This window comes from Ruegeria sp. HKCCD7628, from assembly GCF_057221005.1.
On record NZ_JBWVBA010000007.1, the window covers coordinates 1 to 21,212 of the forward strand.

At 54.7% G+C, this 21,212-nt stretch carries 19 protein-coding genes, 1 tRNA gene and 1 pseudogene; 12 read left to right on the plus strand and 9 right to left on the minus strand.

Annotated features, from left to right (window positions below; translation table 11 throughout):
* Positions 1-189: pseudogene (locus AC2TAD_RS14605) on the plus strand (hypothetical protein); the annotation flags it as partial.
* A gap of 174 nt (positions 190-363) precedes the next feature.
* Here AC2TAD_RS14605 and AC2TAD_RS14610 read toward each other — a convergent pair.
* Complete coding sequence (locus AC2TAD_RS14610) at positions 364-1,266, minus strand: LysR family transcriptional regulator (protein WP_170356585.1); 903 nt, start codon at positions 1,264-1,266, stop codon at positions 364-366.
* Between the two features lie 194 nt (positions 1,267-1,460).
* On the opposite strand from AC2TAD_RS14610, the gene cuyA reads away from it, so the two are divergent.
* The 7 genes from cuyA to AC2TAD_RS14645 all read left to right on the plus strand — a co-directional run bounded on the left by cuyA (position 1,461) and on the right by AC2TAD_RS14645 (position 11,338).
* A complete protein-coding gene (cuyA, locus tag AC2TAD_RS14615) occupies positions 1,461-2,474 on the plus strand; it encodes a D-cysteate sulfo-lyase (RefSeq protein ID WP_480868771.1) in 1,014 nt (337 codons plus the stop codon).
* Between the two features lie 32 nt (positions 2,475-2,506).
* Positions 2,507-3,466 (plus strand): ABC transporter substrate-binding protein, encoded by a 960-nt coding sequence (locus tag AC2TAD_RS14620; RefSeq protein ID WP_170356586.1) that lies wholly within the window; start codon positions 2,507-2,509, stop codon positions 3,464-3,466.
* Positions 3,467-3,535: 69 nt separating this feature from the next.
* Complete coding sequence (locus tag AC2TAD_RS14625; RefSeq protein ID WP_170387591.1) at positions 3,536-4,591, plus strand: quaternary amine ABC transporter ATP-binding protein; 1,056 nt, start codon at positions 3,536-3,538, stop codon at positions 4,589-4,591.
* On the plus strand, positions 4,588-6,132 hold the full coding sequence (locus AC2TAD_RS14630) for an ABC transporter permease subunit (protein ID WP_170752016.1): 1,545 nt from the start codon (positions 4,588-4,590) through the stop codon (positions 6,130-6,132). Before AC2TAD_RS14625 ends, AC2TAD_RS14630 begins: the two co-directional genes overlap by 4 nt.
* Positions 6,129-6,851, plus strand: coding sequence for an alpha/beta fold hydrolase (locus AC2TAD_RS14635; RefSeq protein ID WP_170752018.1), 723 nt, complete (start codon positions 6,129-6,131; stop codon positions 6,849-6,851). Before AC2TAD_RS14630 ends, AC2TAD_RS14635 begins: the two co-directional genes overlap by 4 nt.
* 377 nt (positions 6,852-7,228) lie before the next feature.
* Positions 7,229-10,549, plus strand: coding sequence for an AAA family ATPase (locus tag AC2TAD_RS14640; protein ID WP_480868541.1), 3,321 nt, complete (start codon positions 7,229-7,231; stop codon positions 10,547-10,549).
* 381 nt (positions 10,550-10,930) lie between these two features.
* Positions 10,931-11,338 (plus strand): (R)-mandelonitrile lyase, encoded by a 408-nt coding sequence (locus tag AC2TAD_RS14645; RefSeq protein WP_170353652.1) that lies wholly within the window; start codon positions 10,931-10,933, stop codon positions 11,336-11,338.
* Between the two features lie 190 nt (positions 11,339-11,528).
* On the opposite strand, the gene AC2TAD_RS14650 is transcribed toward AC2TAD_RS14645, so the two are convergent.
* The 6 genes from AC2TAD_RS14650 to AC2TAD_RS14675 all read right to left on the minus strand — a co-directional run bounded on the left by AC2TAD_RS14650 (position 11,529) and on the right by AC2TAD_RS14675 (position 14,669).
* Positions 11,529-11,741, minus strand: coding sequence for a hypothetical protein (locus tag AC2TAD_RS14650; RefSeq protein WP_480868542.1), 213 nt, complete (start codon positions 11,739-11,741; stop codon positions 11,529-11,531).
* Between the two features lie 816 nt (positions 11,742-12,557).
* Positions 12,558-12,938, minus strand: a complete 381-nt coding sequence (locus tag AC2TAD_RS14655; protein WP_480868544.1) for a hypothetical protein — start codon at positions 12,936-12,938, stop codon at positions 12,558-12,560.
* Positions 12,939-13,114: 176 nt separating this feature from the next.
* Complete coding sequence (locus AC2TAD_RS14660) at positions 13,115-13,642, minus strand: helix-turn-helix domain-containing protein (protein WP_480868545.1); 528 nt, start codon at positions 13,640-13,642, stop codon at positions 13,115-13,117.
* Between the two features lie 82 nt (positions 13,643-13,724).
* Positions 13,725-14,048 (minus strand): phage integrase central domain-containing protein, encoded by a 324-nt coding sequence (locus AC2TAD_RS14665; RefSeq protein ID WP_480868546.1) that lies wholly within the window; start codon positions 14,046-14,048, stop codon positions 13,725-13,727.
* A gap of 99 nt (positions 14,049-14,147) precedes the next feature.
* On the minus strand, positions 14,148-14,432 hold the full coding sequence (locus tag AC2TAD_RS14670; RefSeq protein ID WP_480868547.1) for an Arm DNA-binding domain-containing protein: 285 nt from the start codon (positions 14,430-14,432) through the stop codon (positions 14,148-14,150).
* 147 nt (positions 14,433-14,579) lie between these two features.
* Positions 14,580-14,669, minus strand: a tRNA-Ser gene (locus tag AC2TAD_RS14675).
* Positions 14,670-15,137: 468 nt separating this feature from the next.
* Between AC2TAD_RS14675 and AC2TAD_RS14680 the strand changes: the two genes are divergently transcribed.
* Positions 15,138-16,079, plus strand: coding sequence for a FecR family protein (locus AC2TAD_RS14680; RefSeq protein ID WP_480868549.1), 942 nt, complete (start codon positions 15,138-15,140; stop codon positions 16,077-16,079).
* A gap of 108 nt (positions 16,080-16,187) precedes the next feature.
* Positions 16,188-18,416 carry a CHASE2 domain-containing protein gene (locus AC2TAD_RS14685; RefSeq protein ID WP_480868550.1) on the plus strand — a complete coding sequence of 743 codons (2,229 nt, stop codon included), beginning with the start codon at positions 16,188-16,190 and terminating at the stop codon, positions 18,414-18,416.
* Positions 18,417-18,552: 136 nt separating this feature from the next.
* Here the strand turns inward: AC2TAD_RS14685 and AC2TAD_RS14690 are convergent, their stop codons facing one another.
* Together AC2TAD_RS14690 and AC2TAD_RS14695 are read right to left on the minus strand one after the other, a co-directional pair.
* On the minus strand, positions 18,553-18,870 hold the full coding sequence (locus AC2TAD_RS14690; RefSeq protein WP_480868551.1) for a DUF3775 domain-containing protein: 318 nt from the start codon (positions 18,868-18,870) through the stop codon (positions 18,553-18,555).
* A gap of 87 nt (positions 18,871-18,957) precedes the next feature.
* The gene (locus AC2TAD_RS14695; protein WP_480868553.1) at positions 18,958-19,731 is read right to left on the minus strand and encodes a DUF1365 domain-containing protein; all 774 of its coding nucleotides are present in this window, start codon (positions 19,729-19,731) and stop codon (positions 18,958-18,960) included.
* 147 nt (positions 19,732-19,878) lie between these two features.
* On the opposite strand from AC2TAD_RS14695, the gene AC2TAD_RS14700 reads away from it, so the two are divergent.
* Positions 19,879-20,535 (plus strand): sigma-70 family RNA polymerase sigma factor, encoded by a 657-nt coding sequence (locus AC2TAD_RS14700; RefSeq protein ID WP_170353969.1) that lies wholly within the window; start codon positions 19,879-19,881, stop codon positions 20,533-20,535.
* A gap of 10 nt (positions 20,536-20,545) precedes the next feature.
* Complete coding sequence (locus tag AC2TAD_RS14705) at positions 20,546-21,196, plus strand: ChrR family anti-sigma-E factor (RefSeq protein WP_170756004.1); 651 nt, start codon at positions 20,546-20,548, stop codon at positions 21,194-21,196.
* Positions 21,197-21,212: the final 16 nt, after the last annotated feature.

Below are 21,212 nucleotides of genomic sequence, written 5' to 3' on the forward strand. Positions count from 1 at the left end.
CACGAGCGGCTGCATATCTCGACCCGCCAGTATGCGCGGATCGTCCGCGATTGGGGCACATCGATCGGTCTTGAGGCGAGCGCACACGGTACGCATTCGATGAGGCGGACGAAGGTGACCCAGATTTACAAGAAGACAGGCAACCTTCGGGTCGCCTTCGGGGGGGGCCCAAAGCGGCCATTTGCGTGAGCCGCATCGAAGGTCTGGTTCGAGCCCAAAGCGATCATTGAATATATACGAAATCCGGACGACTGTAGGATAGGATACCGCGAGAAGCGCGGCAATTTCACACAGCTTTCAGAGGTCAATGTTTGGTGCCGACAGATGGCTATGGTCTTTGGTGCTGATTGGCGTTTTATCGGCTCAAGACTTTGAAAACGGCCTGTTTGTCCAGAAATCAAGTAACGTTTCCGCTATCTTGGTCTGGTGATGGGCATAGACCACCACGTCGAGCTTTTCCTGGCCCAGTTGGTTGCGTAGGGAGATCAGCTCGCCGCTTTCAATTTCCTTGTGCACCATACTGAACGGCAGCCAACCAACACCGAGACCGTTCAGGATCATTTCCTTTGCTCCACTTGAAAAGGCCGTCTGGCAAACGGGGTTTTTGCTGAAATCGGCGGTTCCGAACGGGAGTTTGCTCTTGTTCAATGCTTCGCCAAAATAGCTGTTTTCGGGATAGACGATCGCTGGCGTATCCAAAGGCACGTCGCCGTTTCCGCGCACTGCATACCGCAATCCGCCACCGATGACCGGAATGAGGTAGTCGTGACCCCAAGTGCCGCGACGTATGCCTGCTCCGAACGGCATTGGGGCGACGGTTTGCGCCTCGTAACATAGCAGCATGTTGGTATCGCCGCGCAGGAACAGAGTGACGCAATCGTTCAGATTGGCAGTCCTGAGGCGAAAACGGAGCCCCTTGAACGTGGCACGTGCACGCAATGCCATATCAGGGAAGGTGGAGACGACCGATGCGTGTGTCGCGGCGATCGTCACAATCGAAACGGTGGGGCCATGTTGCGCAATTTTTGTGCGAAGGTCATTTAGCCTTGCGATCAAAGAGCGGATTTCGGCCTCGTTAGAGGCCAGTGCTGGACTGATCTCGACCCGGTTCGATTTGCGATCAAGAACTTCAATCCCCAGCCACTCCTCAAAACTGCGAATACGCCTTGAGAACGCTGGTTGTGTGATGTTTCTGCGGGCCGCAGCCCGTGTCATGTTCCGCTCTTCCAGAAGGGCCAGAACATCGTCAAACCACAGCATATTCATCCGCATCTCCCGAGTACCCAAAGAAAATGTATGAGCAGCCTGCGCAATATGCACTGTTTTTCTTCTTTTTCTTTTGAAAGTGTTTGGCTGTTGGCAAACGCAGGGAGAGTGTGGTGGCGGAGACAATTCAGATGACCGGCGGTGACGCGATGGTCGCGCCGGAGATGGTTTTGAGCTTGTGCAAGGAGCTATCGCTGACACTGGCGAAATTTCCCCGGGTATCGCTTGGTCATCTTCCTACGCCTTTGGAGCCGATGGATCGCCTGAGTGAGGTTTTGGGTGGTCCACGTTTATGGGTCAAAAGGGATGATTGCACCGGCCTCTCGTCGGGTGGGAACAAGACTCGTAAGCTGGAATTTCTGATGGCTGACGCTGTCCAGAAAGGTGCAGATACCATCATCACGCAGGGGGCGACGCAATCCAATCACGCGCGCCAGACAGCAGCGGCGGCCGCAAAACTTGGCCTTGCGTGCCATATCCTGCTTGAGGATCGCACGGGTTCTAATGATCCGAACTATATTCTGAATGGAAATGTTCTGTTGGATCGTTTGCATGGCGCCAGTGTCTCCAAGCGTCCCGGTGGTGCGGACATGAACGCAGAGATGGAAGCCTGCGCCGCGCAGATGAAGACAGAAGGCAAAACCCCTTACATCATTCCCGGCGGTGGATCGAACCCGATCGGGGCTTTGGGCTACGTGAATTGCGCGCGCGAGTTAAACGAACAGGCCGCCCATGCCGGGTTGAAAATTGACGCGTTGGTACATGCAACCGGTAGCTCGGGCACACAAGCCGGATTGGTCGCCGGTCTTGCCGCACTGGAAAGTGACATTCACCTTTTGGGCATCGGCGTGCGTGCCCCACAAGACAAACAGGAAGGCATGGTCCATGATCTGGCCGTACGTACTGTCGAGTATATGGAGGCGGGTACGCCCATTGCGCGCGAAAATGTACGCGCAAATTGCGACTACGTCGGTGCAGGATATGGTCTTCCCACCAAGGGGATGATTGACGCGCTTAAGCTGTTGGCCCGCACCGAAGGACTTTTGTTCGACCCGGTCTATTCCGGTAAAGGATTGGATGGGCTCATCGACCAAACCCGCAAAGGCTATTTCGATGGTATGGACAATGTCGTTTTTCTGCATACCGGCGGAAGCGCAGCCCTATTTGGCTATCCCGAAACTTTCGAACTTCCTGGCTACGTGGCCTGAAAATAAACAACAAACCAACAAGGAGATATCAAATGAAACTAAAAAAATACTTGATCAGCGCGGCTTTGGTTTCAGCTCTCGGCGCACCACTTGCCGCTGAAGAGGTTAAGATCGGTGTTCCTACTTGGACCGGAGCGCAGGCTATTGCCCATGTCTTGGGTGAGATCGTGACCACCCGCATAGGCGGCACGGTGGAGTATGTGCCCGGTAACAATGCCACGATCTTTCAAGCGATGGATCAGGGTAAGGGCGATATCGACGTTCACCCCGATGTATGGCTGCCAAATCAGGAAGCGTTTACCAAGCAATATGTTGATGGTGCTGGCACAGTGACGTTGTCATCGAACCCATATCAGGGCAATCAGGGCTTCTGCGTCTCCAAAGACTTTGCAGCAGAGATGAACATCACCGACATCGCGGATCTTGGACGCCCCGATGTGGCGGCTGCGATGGACAGCGATGGCAATGGTAAGGGTGAGATGTGGATCGGTGCGCCCGGCTGGGCCTCGGCCAATGTCAACGAGGTGAAGGTGCGCGACTATGGCCTGTTGGATTTCATCGATCCGATCCGCGCCGAGGAAGCTGTGAAGACCGCGCGCATCAAGGACAGTATTGCCAAAAAAGAAGGATATGCCTTCTACTGCTATGAGCCGCATGCTGTTTGGTACATGTTTGACGTAGTGATGCTGACCGAACCGACTTATGACCCTGAAAAATACGTGATGGTGCAACCCTCCGACGACCCTGATTGGTACAACAAGTCGATGGTAGCCAGTAAGGACGCTCTGAAGGAAGTTCAGATCGCCTGGTCCAACTCGCTTGCGGATCGCTCGCCGGCGATTGCGGAATTCTTCGCCAACTTCGCGCTGACCGCCGATGACGTTAGCTCGCTGGCCTTCGAGATCAGTGCCAATGGGCGCGATGCTGAGGAAGTTGCGGCCGAATGGGTTAACGCCAATTCCGAGCGCGTAGATTCGATGCTGGGTCTCTGAGCCAAGCCAAAAAACAACGGGCAGCACCTAGCGGTGCCGCCCCACTTGAAGGCACGCACAGGTGGGCGGATGAGCGACGAGACTGTAATCGAAATTTCCAACATCTGGAAAATCTTCGGGGCAAAACCCGAGGCCGCTCTTGAAGCCATTCGTGCGCGGGGGCTGACCAAGGCTGAAGTCCTTGCTGAATTCAACGCGGTGGTGGGTGTTGCCGATGTCAGCCTCGACGTCAAACGCGGTGAGATCTTCTGTATCATGGGCCTATCAGGGAGCGGCAAATCCACGCTCGTGCGCCATTTCAATCGCCTGCTCGAACCAACGGCCGGCAAGATCGAGATCGAAGGCACGGACGTCATGGCCCTCGGCACAAAGGAACTTCAGGCTTTCCGCAACCGGAAAATCGGGATGGTCTTCCAGAATTTTGCGCTGATGCCCCACCGTTCAGTCCTTGACAACGTGGCTATGCCGCTGGAAATCCGCCAAGTCGCCAAGAACGAGCGCATGCGGCAGGCGGCCGCCATTCTCGACATTGTCGAATTGGGGGCTTGGGGGTCAAAATTCGCTCACGAACTCTCTGGCGGCATGCAGCAACGTGTGGGACTTGCCCGTGCGCTCGCAGCCAACCCTGATGTTCTACTGATGGATGAGCCCTTCTCCGCACTTGATCCCCTGATCCGGCGGCAGTTGCAGGATGAGTTCATCCGGCTGTCAAAAATCCTCAAGAAGACCACGATCTTCATCACCCATGACCTTGATGAGGCCGTCCGCATTGGAGACCGGATTGCGATCATGCGTGACGGCAAGATGGTGCAGATCGGCTCGGCTGAGGACATTGTGATGCATCCCGCTGATGACTACGTCGCCGATTTCGTGGCCGGGATATCGCGCCTGAAGGTGGTGCATGCTCATGCGGCGATGCAGCCCTTGGACAGCTATCTCGCTAAGCACGGCCCACTGCCGGCTGACATCGACAGGGTCGACCACAATGAGACACTTTCCGCTTTAATTACACGAGCCATCGACGACGAACGGCCGGTTCTGGTGTCCGAAGGCGGCGAGGACAGAGGTGTCATCACTCGCGCAGATCTGTTGCGCACCGTGATTGAAGGGACGGAAATGTCATGAGCGAAGATCTTGGTGTGAACCCCCTTGAAGACACAGAAAGCGAAGCCGCGCAGGCCTATGCCGAGGAACGCCGCGAGAATATCCGCACTTTTGTGCGCACAAGCCCCGATTACTACATCCGCAATTTCGACAAGATCGGGGCGTCCGCACGCTTTACGGCAACCTTCAATGTGATGGCCGGGCTCTTTGGTCCAATCTGGTTCGGCGCACGCGGCCTTTGGTCATGGGCATTGGCCTTTCTTGTCGTCGAAGCGATCGGCTTTGTGCAGATCGCGCGGGGCCTGTTCGGAGATCTGGGAGCAGACGCGATGGCCCGTGTGACCTCGATCGAAGGTACGCTCGATTTGCGCTACCAGCAACTCGCGGCCGCGCAAGAGAGCGGCTCGGATAGAGCCGCAGCCATCCAGCGCCAGATCGAAGGTCTAGAGGCCAATATTGAGGGGTTCCGCGCTGAGGCAGATTTGCTCGCTGCGCAAGGCCCATCGATTGCACTCACCGGTGTCGTCATCTTGCTTGTGGCCAAGCTCATACAGGCTGTGGCCGCCAATTGGGCGCTGGAGGCCCGCTTTTCTGACTGGCTCTCAGATCGCACCATTCGCTCCGGCATGCCGGTCAGCCAGATTGTTTTCAGCGCGGGTTTCATGATCCTGTTGGTCGCGACTGCAATGGTCCACTACAGTTTCCCGGGCCGTTTTTCATTTCTTAGCGAATTCCCGACAGATAACTCAATCCGCCTGGCCAGTATTGACAGCGTAGAGGGTTTTATCGCCTGGTGCGTCGCCAACAGTGTGGCGTTCTTTGACGGGCTCACCGCGGCCATTCGCTGGTTGCTGGATGCCATGGAGGTTGCGTTAGTTCAGACCCCTTGGATCGTGGTGGCCGCGCTGATCATTCTTTTGACCTGGCTTACCGCTGGCTTGCGCATGGCTATATGGTCTGGCGCCTTTCTGGCCTACATGGGTCTCCTCGGCTTTTGGGAAAAAGCTATGACCACATTGGCGCTTCTCGGCACTGCGGCGCTGCTTTCCATCGTGATTGGGATTCCTTTAGGCATGTTCTCTGCGCGTCGACCGCGGTTCTACGCGGTCATCCAACCGATCATGGATTTCATGCAGACCATGCCTGCCTTTGTCTTCATGGTGCCTGTGATTGCATTTTTCGGGGTTGGCAAGCCAGCGGCAGTCATCGTCACCATGATCTTCGGCGGGACCCCCGTGGTACGCCTTACCGTTTTAGGCCTGCGTGGTGTTCCTGAAAGCGTGCGTGAAGCCGCGATCAGTTTTGGCGCCAACAAGTGGTACCTTCTCACCAAGGTCGATCTGCCGCTTGCCAGCCCCTCCATTCGCGCAGGCATCAACCAGACAATCATGCTGTCGCTGGCCATGGTCGTGGTGGCCTCGCTTATTGGCGCGAAAGGGCTGGGCGAAGACGTTCTCGAGGCGCTGCAATACGCCAATGTAGGCCAGGGTATCCTCGCAGGCTTTGCCATTCTATTCTGTGCGATGATCCTTGATCGGATCGTTCAAGGTCAGCGAAAGTGATCCCCCTTGTCCTTGTTCATGGTTTCATGGGGGGCAGCGCACAATGGGATGGGTGTCGCGATACACTGCAGCAGCATGCTGATGTGGTTGCCGTCGACCTGCCTGGGTTCGGCGCAAATGCCTATCTGCCGCCAATTGACAGTATTGGCGGATATGCGGATTGGGTCGTCCGGCACCTCCGCGGCCTTGGAGTAGAGGAATACCATCTGCTGGGTCATTCCATGGGCGGTATGATCGCTCAGGAAATTGCCTTGCGCGACGGTGAAAGGATTAACCGACTTGTGCTTTACGCGACTGGCGCGGTCGGTGTTTTGCCGGGGCGGTTCGAGACTATTGAGCACAGTAAAAGGCGCGCTGGGAAAGACGGCCCGGCGGCCACCGCACGTAGAATCGCAGCGACTTGGTTTCTGGATTGTGAAGCTGCAACAGGATATGAACACTGCGCTGGGATCGCCGCTAAAGCCAAACTGGCCGCCATAAATGCTGGGCTTGAAGCCATGCAATCCTGGTCAGGAGAGCAGAACCTTAGCCGGATCCGGCAGGAAACTCTTGTGCTCTGGGGCGATCAAGATCGGACATATCCGTGGAGCCAAATTCAAATGCTTTGGGAAACAATTCCCAATACTTTGTTGGCAGTTGTGCCAGGTTGCGCTCACGCTCTACATGCCGAGAGACCTGATTTTTTCACACGTTTAATCTCCGACTTTTTGGACCGCTGAGCAATACCAACAACTTGGACTTTTGCAGGGCGGCAGCCAAGATCAGCTTTGTCCGCATAGCAGTCATTCACGCCGAGTGCAGCGAACGACTGTTCCAAGCCCATAGCAGAAATACAGCTATCCACTGAATACGGAACCGCACTAAATATTTATGTTACGATACCATCACGTTGTACCGGCCCGATGCCGAAGGACTCGTCCCAACCAGAGCGACGAAGTCCTTGACCAAATCCGATACGGTGATTTTCAATGCGAAAAAAGAGTTCAAGTGCGCGGAAATTGCGACTCAGTAAACCGCAACGACCAACCGGAGAAAGGGATGCATGCTGGTGCATCGCAGGTGATAGTTCTGCAGCCGCCGCACGCGAAAGGATCAAATGTCTGAAATCTCGCGTTGGCTAGAGAAACATGGCTTGTCCAAGTATGCTGGGTCGTTTGCAGAGCATGAAATCGAACTAGGTGATCTAACCGAATTAACTGACAAAGATCTCACTAAAATCGGGCTTCCCCTAGGTCCGAGGCGCCGTTTCATGAAAGCTGTTCGAGCTGAAGCAAAGGGAGAGACTTACCCGCACAACACTGCGTTAGGTCCCGCGATTGTCGCTGAGCGCCGGCAGCTTACCGTCATGTTCATAGATTTGGTTGGATCAACGGAAATATCCCAGCGCGTCGATCCGGAAGATTTGGCGGAAGTACTCCGACTGTTCAAAGAAACCTGCGCTGCGTCGGTGGCAGCTTTTGATGGCCACATCGCAAGTTACTATGGTGATGGGATAATGGTCTTTTTCGGGTTTCCTTATGCGCACGAAGATGACCCTGAGCGAGCCATTCGCGCAGGTCTTCGTATTATCGAGGAAATTCCAGCTATCCGCACTCATGCGAAACTGAATGTCCGAATTGGGATCGCAACTGGGTTGGTTGTTGTCGGTGACTTACGTGGTGAAAAAATGTTTGAGGACGGAACGGCGATGGGGGAGACGCCGAACCTGGCCGCACGTCTACAAGCAATGGCTGAACCTGGGACATTGATCGTCGCTCCCAATACTCATCATTTGGCGGGTGATGCTTTCGAATACGTTCTGCGTGGCGCATTCAAGCTTAAAGGTTTTGCCAGAGAGGTCGAAGCCTGGCAGGTGACAGGAGCACGGGAAACAGTCAGCCGTTTCATGGCAGAGGAAGACGAGTTACTGAATCCTTTGATCGGACGCGCCGCAGAATATGAAACTCTCAATGAAAAGTGGAAGTTGGCAAGTGATGGTCAAGGACAAGTTGTGCTGGTGTCCGGTGAGCCAGGAATTGGCAAGTCTAGATTAGTCGAAGAATTAAGGCAGAGCATTCCGACGATGTCGCATACTCAAACGCGATATCAATGTTCTCCCTACCATTACGCGAGTGCGTTTTATCCGGCCATTCGCCAAATTGAGAATGCTGCAGGCCTTCGTTCAGACGACAAAAACGAATTGAAACTCAGAAAGATATCCTCTGTTCTAAGTGACCAGTCGGATCACACACTGAAACTGGCCGCGTCCCTACTTTCGGTTCCTTTTGAAGACCAATTGGGTGAACTGAATCTGACGCCACAGCAACTCATGAATCAGACCTTAGAAATGCTGTTGGGCAATCTGACTTCGCAGGCTGAGGAAAAGCCAGTGTTGCTCTTGTTTGAGGACGCGCATTGGATTGATCCGACAACTAAACTGTTGCTTGACCGAGTTGCTGATCGGATTCGTGACCTTCCAGTATTGGTCGTGATGACGTTCAGACCTGAATTTGACCCAGGTTGGGCATTGCAATCCAACCTTTCTAAATTGGTCTTGAAGCAATTGGACTTTCACCAGGTCAAAAGCATTGTGGACGAAGTTGCAAAAGGGCATTCAATTTCTGACGAAATGTACAATGTCGTCGCTGCCAGATCCGATGGCGTCCCGCTATATGTCGAAGAAGTGACAAAAGATCTATTGGAATCAGGGGTTTTGACAAAAGGAAGGGACGCATACTCGAAGGGTGGGGCGTCCCCGGCAAGCTCGGTCCCAAGCACGTTGCATGATGCACTTATGGCGCGGCTTGACCGACTGAGTTCCGTCAAGGAGGTCGCCCAGATTGGGGCGGTTATCGGACCTCAATTTTCTTTTCCGTTGATCGCCAAGGTCGCTCGGATCAGCGACAAGGCGTTGCGCACGGGATTGGAACTTTTAGTCGACGCAGGCATTGTGACAGTTTCTGAAGAAGAAAACCTTGAAACTTTCAGCTATCGCCACGCCCTAATTCGCGACACAGCTTACAACAGTCTCTTGAAGAGCGAGCGCAGGGTCTTGCACGCACGTGTTGCGCGAGCGTTAAGTGGGAAATCGACCCATATTGGCGATGCCAGTCCGGAAATACTTGCGCACCACTACACGATGGCAGGTATGAGCAAGGAGGCAATCGACTATCGCTATCTCGCAGGCCAACGCGCAGTCCAACGTTCTGCCAATATCGAGGCGAACACACAGCTTTCCTTGGCGATCGAGCAGTTGAGTCAACTGTCCCATGGTGTTGAGCGGGATCAGAAAGAAATTGAGGTTCAGGTTCTCAGAGCAGCTGTTCTACGATCGACGGCAGGAATAGCCGCCGATGAAACAGGGACCGTTTATGCAAGAATACGCGACTTGTGTGAACGGGTGGACGAAACAGAACATCTGTTCCCTGTTTTGAATGGCTTGTATTCCTTCCATTTGGTGCGTGCTGAGTATGATTTAGCCAGAAGTGTTGCAGCGCAGTTGCTGAATTTGGCAGATAAAACGGGCGAGACACACCATCAAATGGTAGGGCATCGAGCCATGGGCGCAGTGCTGTTTCATATTGGAGAACTAAACCCTGCATACGAGCATTTGAGTAAAGCGTTACAGCTTTACAGTCGGAAACGCGATGGGCACCTGGCCTACATATACGGTTCGGACCACGCAGCGATAACGTCGTGCTTTTTAAGCATGGCCGCATGGATGCGCGGTGCGCCAGACAAAGCACTTGAGATTCAAAAACAAGCGGTTGCTGCAGCTCAAAAGCTGGAGCATGCGCACAGCATAGCACAGTCGCTAACTTACCTGTGCATGCTCTACCTTCTGCGCCGCGAACCGGGAAAAGTCATTGAAGCCGCAAATCAGTTGGAGGAACTGTCTTCAAAACATTCGTTCACCTTCATGTCGCTGACTGCAACGCTCTGGCGAAGCTGGGTGGATGCCTACCTTTCCCCTGAGCCCGAAAACATCCACGCATTGCGACAAGCATCGGAAGCGTGGTGGGCCAGCGGAGCTGGGAATTACAAACCTTTCTTTTTGACGATGATTGCAGAACTCACGTTGAAAACGGGTGATCGGGAAAGTGCCTTGCAGTTGTTAGCCGAGGCCCGCAGGTACCAAAGCCTTACAAACGAAGGATGGGCGCAAGCTGAGACCGACCGCGTTTATGCGCTCGCAATTTCTGAAAGTCGGTTCGCCGAAGTCGAGTTTTGTGAGGCTTTGAACACGGCAAAACGACAGCAGGCAAGGATGTACGAACTTCGGATTGTTGTAGACTACATAAAGAGTTGCCAAAAATTTAGACAGACCCCCACTCCCAACTTTGGCTTAAATGCTGTCTTAGAAACTATCATAGGAGGAGAGCTAACAGTCGACGTGAACAACGCCCACAATCTGCTTGATCAGACTACTTTTGACTAACTTCAATAATTCAGAGCGGTGCAGTTGAGTAGATTGGAACTCATACTCGTTAACTAGGTGTTCGTCTCTTTGAGCGTTCGACAGAAACTGCATCCAGGAATATCAGACCCGCGTTTCTTCATAAGTTGTTCCCTAACGAACAGTACACAATTTCGCTCAATTTATTCGCTGCCAAAAAAGTGGACACTCATACCCAGAGCAGCGAATGACCAAATCGTCCGCAACTCGGACGTAGGTCCCGCTCAAACCTATGACCGGTTCCAATCGCGCTATGGGCATTCGACAATGAGGCTCAGATTGCCGCGTCGAGCCGGCCCGCTTCTGGGTTTGAAATCGGAACTCTGCTAAGTCCCCAAGAGCAACGCAACAAAGGAGCACATCATGGAGATTCACCGCGCCGGGGACCGGCCCTCTCAATTCCCCGGTAATGAGTATTTCACCGGCACCGTCCGCTTTGATCCTGTTGTAACAGGGAATGATCCCTCGCCGGTCAAGGTCCTTACTGTGACTTTTGAGCCCGGCGCACGGACAGCTTGGCACACGCACCCTGCCGGTCAAACGCTGCATGTTTTGTCAGGCTTGGGGCTGGCTGGGTCTGAGGGGCAGCCAGTGCAGGTGTTGCGCCCTGGCGATACGGTGTGGTTCGCGCCAGGAGAGCGGCATTGGCACGGCGCGTCGCCAGACTGTGCGATGACCCATCTGGCTGTGCAGACGTCTGTTGAGGGCAAGACTGCGGATTGGATGGAGCATGTTTCGGACGAGGATTACAGCGCAGCGCGCGCAGAGTGAAGCGCTTGAACCTTACCGAGCGGCTCGCCGCGGAGTGACCCCTCTAGGGCTTTGTCCTGACCAATTCTACGCCCATATAAATGGATGCAGCAAATCTTTCGCCTCCAGAGCGCGGCCGTCGTTTCGCCCCTGAAAAACCCTTACTGCGTGTTTTAACTTTTCCGGCTTTCTGGCCTCATCAGCCAGCAATTTACCCTGCAAAATCCCATCGCTGCAGAACGTCTCTCGCCCGGGCCATTGACTGCGCGTTGGCCACAAGGTCATGCGCTCCGTCGCGCAACTCCTCATCGAGCAGAAAAGCCTCCTCGTACCCACATGCATTACAGGCGGCTTTCTCACCTGTAATCACCGTATCCGGCGATCCGCATTCTGGGCATCGTGCCTGGACGTCATCGTTGAACATATAGCGACCCCTCCTTTGTTTACCGATTGCCAGAACCGGGTCCGCCCGCCAACATAGCTGATTGGCGCATCCGCTTAAACTCGTCTGGGGTAACGGTCCCACTGCTGACATCGATACCTTTTGGGATGCGAGCTCTCTTGTGTCCGATCGCGCGAACGCTGCCCCTTGTTATCTCCAGACAGGTCGACTCGTAACATGTAAGCCCGCTTGTGTTGATTTGGATGGCAGTCTGACCGTTCGCATCAGTTACCAATGGGGCCTGGGACGGTGGGTTGCAGGCTGAAACCAGCAATGCGAACCCAGAATAAATCCATCTGTTCATATGAAATTCCCTTTTTCTCTAAAATAGGCTGGCAGCGGTTCAGTCAAATCTGTCGGGTGTCAGCTTCGAGCGCATAGAAGCCTCTCACGAGTATCATCGCTTGACCGAATGGAGTCCACTGTAGCAGCCTGCGGTCACACTTGCTCTGGGGTGAGAAAGTCACAACAGATTCCATGTAGAGCTTGTACATCGGGCAATGGGCAAGAGAAGGCTTTCTGGCTCCCCACCAAAATTTGGGTTGGTGATGGACCTCTGAAGGTAACCCAGTTGCGATTATCAACGTGTCGTAAAGGCTGAAGCGCTCCAGTTGCGATATCGATCCAGGTGCGAGACCGAAGATTGACGGGATATGAATTACTCAATAATTTTCTGATAAAACTTCCACACAGAAAAACGTGGAACAGTCTGCCTAACTTTTGGTGCTGCTTGTTGATCAAAGGCTGCTTTCTGCGAGATAGCAGCCTCCAATACTGAATATCCGTTACGCTTATGCTCTACGCGAACCGATCAAATGGATTGTATTCCGCCTCTGTTTCAGGAACCTGAATATTGCTGCGGTTGGTTGGGCTCCCGCCCAATGCGCTGACGTGTAAACGAAGTTCTCTCAACAGCGCCGCGCTGAGGTCCTGTTGGACCTGTACTCGAGCCCTCAGGATACACGCCGATTCCAACAAGGCACGGTCGCTATGAACCAACCAAGGCAATTCCTCTGCAAAGGCGCGCCAGACAGCCTGTTCCGTCTCGTTGAGATAATCCGGTGGCCCCCCGAGCTCGCCTAGACCTTCCGGTTCGTTCCGTCCTCTGTACCGCTGTGGGTCTTTCTTTGCGGCGCCTATCAGGATCGCCTTGCCAAGTGGTGTCTTTGGTCTGGGCATTCTGTGCCTCGAATTTCTGAATTGCGGATATGTGTAAACAGCGGGTGGGTCGGTGTGCAGAGCGAAAGCGATGATGATTGACCTACCCCCCTTGGGTTGGGATGCTCTGGCCTGCTCCTTAGTCGACCTTCATTCTTCCTCCGTATGTCTCTTTGCTTCTCACAGAGTGGTTAGTATTAGCGTTCCAAATCAGAACCGACCGACCGGAGAGAAACCGGCCTGACCGGTTCTGAGATGGAACCATCAGAGGTCTTAGGGTTCTCGAACAAAACCACAGAGGATGCTGACGGGTCCGTCTCAGAACCGCGTTTTGTTTTTTTGGGCTGCCAGAACCGCCAGTCGTTGGTGGCGGCTTTCTTGCCGGATCGGGTTTGCGTCGCCTTGGTCGTCAACCGCCACTCGTGGGCGCGCCGGTGATACCAGTTGCCTTCGCGCTCCAGCACAAGGAAGCCTTTGTCCTGCAACTCCTCGAAAGCACGCTGAACCGTGGCCTTGCCCAATCCCAGTATCTCTGCTGCTTCATTCATCGACAGAAAAACCTTGCCGTTGTTGCCGCCGTTGTAGCGGGAGTGAAGCTCCAGCCAGAGCTTCACTGCAGGACCGGACAGAGCCCGCCACGCCGGGGACTTGATCATGGCGTAGGGCAGATAGACGAACTGGCCCTCATCCGACCGTTTGCCATTGGGAGACCGCCGCCCACTCATCGCGACACCTCCGCTGGAAAATGCTCGGGCAAGGCATCCAGTTCGGGGATGTGACAGCCGACATGTACCCGGACGAGCCGGGTTAGGCCGGATTTGGACGCACAGCACCCGAGCGTGTCTCATGCCGCTCCACCGGTCGGAAATTGGGGTCTCTGACGCTGAAACAACCATTGGATACCGTCCCGGCAGACAGAGACGCAGTAGATACCATAGCGAAAGAGTTCACCCTGGTAGTTCTCATCGGTTTGGACTTTGCCACGTCGAGCACCGTCTTGATCCGCTGCGACAGTCGCTTTGCGGTTTCGTGTTTCTCGGTCCAGATGGGGGACAGGCACATCAGCACTTCAGGCTGATCAATGCTGTCCACGGGCATGCGACCGATCTTGGGGAACGCATAGTCACGCAAGGTATTGAGTTATTGCTGGCCATGCTTGGCATTCTTCCACGTGGGCAGGCGGTCAATGTGAACCTGGCGGCTGAGTTCTTCGAAAGTAGGTATTTTACGTTAGGCATTGAAGCGCGGGCTCAGTCCGGACTTTGCCATTCTTCGATATTCGAGGGCTCTTTCTCGCGCTTGGTTCAGAGTGACCACATCAGCGCCGCCTAAACCGAAGTCCGTTCTCAACGGTGCGTCCTTGCGGTTCTTTTGCCCTTTGACCGTTACACGCACAATACAGCGCCGTGCGCCCGAGGGATCGACAACAAGGTAGAGACCAGACCCGTCGCCATGACGACCCGGACAGAGATTCTCCACCAAATTCTTTGTCAGCTTCCCGCTTAATGCAGCCAATAAAATACCACAAAATATACCACTTAATGAATCACACTGAAGGTAATTCAGTAAAATTCAAGTCTGCGCTAAGAGACAGTAAATGCTTATTATCTATTAACTTACAGTAAGTTAAACATGCCACACTAACTCATCAAAATGGGTAGATGGCGGAGACGAAGGGATTCGAACCCTCGAGACGGTTTCCCGCCTACTCCCTTAGCAGGGGAGCGCCTTCGACCACTCGGCCACGTCTCCGTTGGCCGGTATATCCCTGCCCGGCGACCAGTTACAAGGCGATTTTCCCAGCTGTTGTTATTTTTCTAACTTACGGCCCAAAGGTGGCATCAGAATTCGTAAAAGACACACCTAGTTAGCGTAAGTGCGCGCCGAGAAACCGTTCCAACGCATGACGCCGAGTCGGGTGTGGAAGCAGGGCGAGTCAGAAAACTTGCCAACAGGACATGGTTTAAGGCATATTTGCTTATACATATTTAAGAAACCGATAAGATTAAATTTAATGGGGGCAAAACCGGGCAGTGGGCGTTCAGCCCATTTCTAAGCTATTGGGGGTATATAAGCTTGGCCTGGTTAAAAGTATTTTGCGTTGTGTTGTCTATTTTGCTTGTACCTGTGCAAGTCTGGGCCAACATAGGAAAAGTCGTCGGTGTCAAACAAGGCGCACAAATCGTCAGAAGCGGAGAATCACAGCCCTTACGGTCCGGTATGGAGGTCGAGTCTGGCGACGCCATAACAACCGACCAAAATGGATTGGTTCAATTGATATTTGTCGATGAAACCAAAATAGCGATCGGACCGAACGCCAGCATGGTGCTTGATGTGACTATGTTGCGCGGCAAGCAAAAAGCAAAGTCCTTTGCGGTTCAGGCATTGGGCGGTAGTTTTCGCTTCATCTCGGGGAAAAGTAAGAAAAGGGCATATTCCATCCAAACCCCGACAGCCACCATGGCCGTTCGGGGCACAACGTTCGACATGTGGGTTGTTCCCGGGACGCAAAGCGCAATGCTGGTTTTGGATGGCACTGTTCGAATGTGTGGCCTCGGCGGTACATGCCGCTCCACTGGGCGACAGTGCAGTCTGTTCGCGACCACTCAGCGCGGCAATGTTGGTCGACCTATAGATCAGGAACAATACGAGTTGGCGCTGAAGACCGGCTTTCCCTTCGTCCAGTCTCAAGACGAACTACTAAGCCCGCTTAAAGTCGGGATTGGTGGCTGCGCAGCTGAATCCGTTCCATTGCCACCTATTAAGTCCGACGCACCGACACCGCGACGCATCCGGCAGCAAGCAAAAATCACTGCTGCCCCCCGTGCAGACCCACCGGCAGCTGACCCCCCCGCCGCCCCTGAGCCACCTGCCCCTGAGCCACCTGCGCCGGAACCACCGGCACCCGAACCGCCGGCACCCGAACCACCGGCACCCGAACCACCGGCACCCGAACCGCCGGCACCGGAGCCGCCTGCACCCGAACCGCCTGCACCGGAGCCTTCGGACCCAAAAAGCAGGTCGGGTCAGGCTGATGGTTCTAACCCAGCGGGTCGGGGTGGGCCATCTGGTGGGGTTAACAACCCCGGACAGGGCAAGGGGCCAGGGCACGGGAAAGGTCATGGTCGCGGGAAAGGTAAGCGAGACAGGGGCGACGCTTGAGTACATGCGCCCTTTCTACGGCACAGTGACGTGCCCGCGCACGCAGACGCGTCAGCGAGCTGATAACCCAAACCGGGCAACCCTCGCCCGATGTTATCGGAGGCACAGTTGACCGGGAAATCCAGAGAAAAAACGGGACGGCGGCGCGGTTTTCGCCTGGTCGGGCTGGGTTTGATACTGATCGGTTGCTTTATCAGGGTCATTGACCCTTATCCCATTCGCATGAGCCGTTTGATTTACTTCGACCTGCTGCAACGTGTTTCACCGCGCGAATACAACCCGGACTTGCCGATCCGCGTTCTGGACATTGACGAAGAAACCCTGGCGGTCTGGGGCCAATGGCCATGGCCCCGAACGCTATTGGCCCAGATGGTGCAAAACCTTGGCGAAAGCGGCGCTGCGGCAATCGCGTTTGATATGTTGTTTGTCGAGCCCGACAGGTACTCGCCTGCACGGTTGCTGAACGACCCTGCCTTGGCGGGCGTTCTGACGGTCGAACACCATGCACAGAAGATGGACTACGACGTTCTGTTCGGTCTGGAAGTAGCGAATTGGCCCGTTGTCTTGGGAACTGCTGCCCGGGTCTCGCAGGAAGGTGCCAAAATTACACCCAAGGCAGGCATTATTGAAGTCGGTGAACAACCGGCATCCGGGCTGGTCTCTGTCCCGTTCTGGACGCCAATTGCGCCGCCTCTGGGGCGCAGCGCTGCTGGCATTGGCGGTGTGAATGTCTCACCCCTTGGGGGAACGGGCGTTGTAAGGCGCGTTCCGGTTCTTTGGAACGGCCCCAGCGGTCCACTTCCCGGCCTTGGCATCGAAGCACTCAGGGTGGCAATCGGCGCACCCTTTGTGCTGGCCGAGGGATCATCCGATGAAGAGGGCATCATGCTTGCGGTGGAGCTTGGTGATTTTCGGTTGCCGACCACTGAAAACGGCGAGGTCTGGATCAGATACAGGCGCGACAAACCCGAGCTCTACCTGTCGGCCAATGACGTAATGACAAGTCCTGATGACCCAGCGCTGCAAGCTGAAATCGAAGGCCGGATCATTTTGATTGGCACATCTGCAGCAGGTTTGTTCGACATGCACCAGACACCACTAGGCGAGTCCGTCCCCGGCGTTTCCATCCACGCACAACTGCTGGAACAGATCCTGACCGGCGAAATGCTGAGCCGGTCAGATGTAACCGCTGCGCTGGAGCTGCTGTCTTTCGTGTTGCTCGGCCTGATCGTGATCGCTGTCATGTCCAGCTTTGGGGCAGTTGCATCATTTGTTGCTGGGGGTTTAGCCGCTGCTGTGGTCATCGGCACAAGTTGGCTTGCTTTTCAAAATCAGCTGATCTTGTTTGATGTGACGTTCCCTCTGGCTGGGGGAATGGCCAATTTCGGCTTGTTGGCGGGGTATCTCTTTGTCTCAACCGAGCGTGAGAAGCACGAAATCCGCAAGGTTTTTTCACATTACGTAGCACCGGAAATCCTCGACGAAATGGAGCAGTCCGGCCACCGTTTGAAACTAGGCGGCGAGACGCAGGAGATCACGGTCATGTTCTCGGACATACGGGGATTTACTCCACTCTCTGAATCTGTGTCCGCAACCGAACTGGTGACTTTGCTGAACGAGCTTTTCTCGCAGGTGGGCGACCAGATCTTGCATGAAAGAGGTACAATCGACAAATTCATAGGCGATGCAGTTATGGCGTTTTGGAATGCGCCTTTGCCGGTAGAAGACCACCCCTGTCGCGCTGCGCACGCGGCATTGTTGATGCGCAAAGCTCTGATTGCATTCAACGCGTCGAAGGTGATGCAGGACCGACCACCGATTGCCCTTGCCACGGGATGCGCCACGGGACACGCCTGCGTCGGCAATATCGGATCACGCAGCCGGTTCAACTATACGGTCATCGGTGATGTAGTGAATGTGGCGGCCCGCATTGAACAAAGCTGTCGCCATGTCGATTACGACATCGTTGTTTCGCACTCAGTCTACAACGCAGCGCATCAGGATATGGCAATGCTTGAAGCCGGATTTGTCGATCTGAAAGGCAAAACGGATCTCGAAGCGGTGTTCGTTCTTATCGGAGACAACACCGTGCTGGACAGTGCGTCGTTTGAACGGCTTTCAGAGGCACATAACGAACTTATTTCCGCAATCCGAGACCGGCAGCCGTACGATAGGATCGAGCAGTTGTGCGGGCACTGTTTGGCCATCGCGGTCGAAATCGAGCCTGGCCTGCGTCAGTTCTATCGCTCGCTTCCCGGTCGAGTGGCGGATTTCCGGACAGACGTTCAATCAGGTCAGGCAATGTTCAGTCATCGTGCCCGTGAGGTCAGGGCCTGAACGTTCTTCGATTGGCGACCTTGGCGTACTGGCTCGGCAAGTACTGTCGACCACTAAAAGAATAGGCCAGGCCATATTTCTGGACGCGTGTCGGGTCTTTCGACCCCGCTGCGGATCGCCTACGGAGCGCACGACCTTACATCAGATCGTTTTCGACGTCTTCAACCGAAATGCCCAAGGCGTCCAAACCGTTTTCTAAATGGTCAGACAGGTGCGGTGTTCCAATCAAGTAGTCCGCGCAAGGAGTCGACGCCTCGGACTTGGCGGTCGCGATAGCTTCAGCCAGATCATCCGCGAAAAAGCTTTCACGTCCGATCCACATGACGGCAACCAGTTCGGCCTGTTCGTCTTCACTCATCCGGCCAATAAAAGCGCGCAATTCGCCCTCGGCCCGGTCCAGTTCACGCCCCATCATGGCGACCTGAGCTATTTTTCTTGCCGAGATTTCCAACATGTCCCAACTCCTCGTGTTCGCGACTTACTTACTACCAGAACCATTCTCAAAGGATTGAGTCTTTGATCTTACGCAAACAGCGGCGGGTTATGACTTGCGTATCCGAGAAATCGGATGATCCGGAACGGGTGCGGTACGGAAAGGACGGAATTGGGCCTTTTTTAATTTCAGTTTCAGCGCCTGCCACACGATCAAAGTGAAGGCACGCCGCGCCCCAAACGGACGTCGCACCAAAGACCAGAGGATCGCGCGATCGGTCAAAGGTGCCCTTGGGCCGGTAAGAGTGGCAATTAGCCCCCCTGACTTGCGCCCATAATCAATCCAAACACCAACCCGGTCAGCGCGGTAGTGGAATCGAAATGTGTACGAGCCTTCGATCTTTTGAAATGGCGATACATGCATCAGCTTGTCTGCCACGATGCGATCAGTGGGTTGGATGGGCGCGAAATTGGCATTGTGGCACAGGTAGCTGTGCCGCGTGCCATAAGTGTTCGTTACCTCAGCCACCACTGAGTAAAGGTTGTCGCAATCGTCAAAACAGAACCAGAAGCTGACCGGATTAAACACATGGCCCAGAACACGGGGCTGCGTCAGCAGCATGATGTGTGCCGGTTGCACAACGCCCAGCGCATCGAACTGTTCACGCAACCAAGCCGCGCCGCGCCCCTCACCTGGCACACCACCGTGGTCCCTATCTCTCCAGTTCGTAATGTTTGCGCCGTTCAAGGAAAACAGACGCGGCGTTGCGGCCTTTTTCTCGGGGTCAAACAGGATGTAGTCGACCGAATAGCGAAATGCGTTTTCGATGGCCCCTTTACGCCCATGATAGGTTTGCCCTGCAATATGGTCTATCCGGTTCATTCCACATTTTCCACTCTGCCCGCGATTTGATCAAACAGCGCTTATTTTTTGCGGCCAATTCATAGGGATACTACGACAAGACAGCTCGTTTGGATTAAAATTTTCGTGCTTAGTGATCCAAGTTGGGACAGCCCGCGTAAAAAGAGTATGTTTACCGAGATCGATACCGCGAGCTTGGGTGAACCGGTGGCTGAAAAGCCCGTTGTAATGCCCCCGCGCGGGAAACAACGAGTAAAAGGACGACCGGTGAACCACGCAGACGGCAATTGCGAGACCAGAACGGAATGGGTTAACCATGTTGCCCGTATCCGCGACGCGCAGGATCAGGCGGCATTTGCCGAGCTGTTCCAGCATTTTGCGCCTCGGGTCAAAGCGTTCCTGATAAAGTCGGGGTCGGACGTGACCCTGGCCGAGGAATGTGCGCAAGAGGTGATGGCCACCTTGTGGCACAAGGCGCATCTATTCGATCCGGCCCGCGCAACGGTGGCCACTTGGGTGTTCACGATTGCTCGGAACAAGCGCATTGACGTGCTGCGCAAGCAACGCCGCCCCGAGCCCGAAGATCTGGGATGGGGACCCGAGGCCGAGCCGGACCAGCACGACATTATGGCGCTGCAACAGGAAACCGCGCAGCTGCGCGACGCGATGACCGCGTTGCCAGAGGCGCAAAGAGAATTGATCGAAAAGGCCTATTTCGGTGACCTGAGCCACCGAGAAATTGCCTCGCAAACCGGATTACCACTGGGCACGATCAAATCGCGAATTAGATTGGCGTTGGACCGCTTGCGCCATTCGATGAATTGAGACAACGACGATGAGCAAAAACATAAAACATCACCTGACAGATGACCTGCTGATGGCTTACGCCGCAGGCAATCTGCCCGAAGCGTTCGACCTCATGGTCGCTACGCATCTGTCTCTGTGCGACCACTGCCGCGCGCGGGCCGAAAGCTTTGATGCCGTCGGGGGCTGTGTCCTGGAAGATCAGGAAAGCGCCGCTCGGATGAGCGACGGATCGCTTGCGGCAACTATGGCGTTGATTGCGCAAGGTGCACCGATTGCAAAACCAGCCCAACCGGGATGTTCGGTCCTGCCTGCTCCGTTGCAGGATTACGTGGGCGGAAATGTTGAGGCGATCAAGTGGCGCTCAATCGGCATGGGTGTGAAACAGGCTATCCTGCCGACTACTAGTGAAGCAACCGCGCGATTGCTGTTTATCCCCGCTGGGGCCGCCGTACCGGACCACAGCCACAACGGGATGGAGCTGACAATGGTCTTGCAAGGGGCGTTTTCGGATGAGGTCGACCATTTCGCCCGCGGCGATGTGGAAATCGCAGACGAGGACCTGCATCACACGCCCACGGCCGATATGTCCGAGGATTGCATCTGTCTGGCCGTGACCGACGCACCGTTGAAGTTCAACAAGCTGATGCCGCGTCTGTTCCAGCCCTTTCTACGAATCTGACGGCAGAGACACGTTG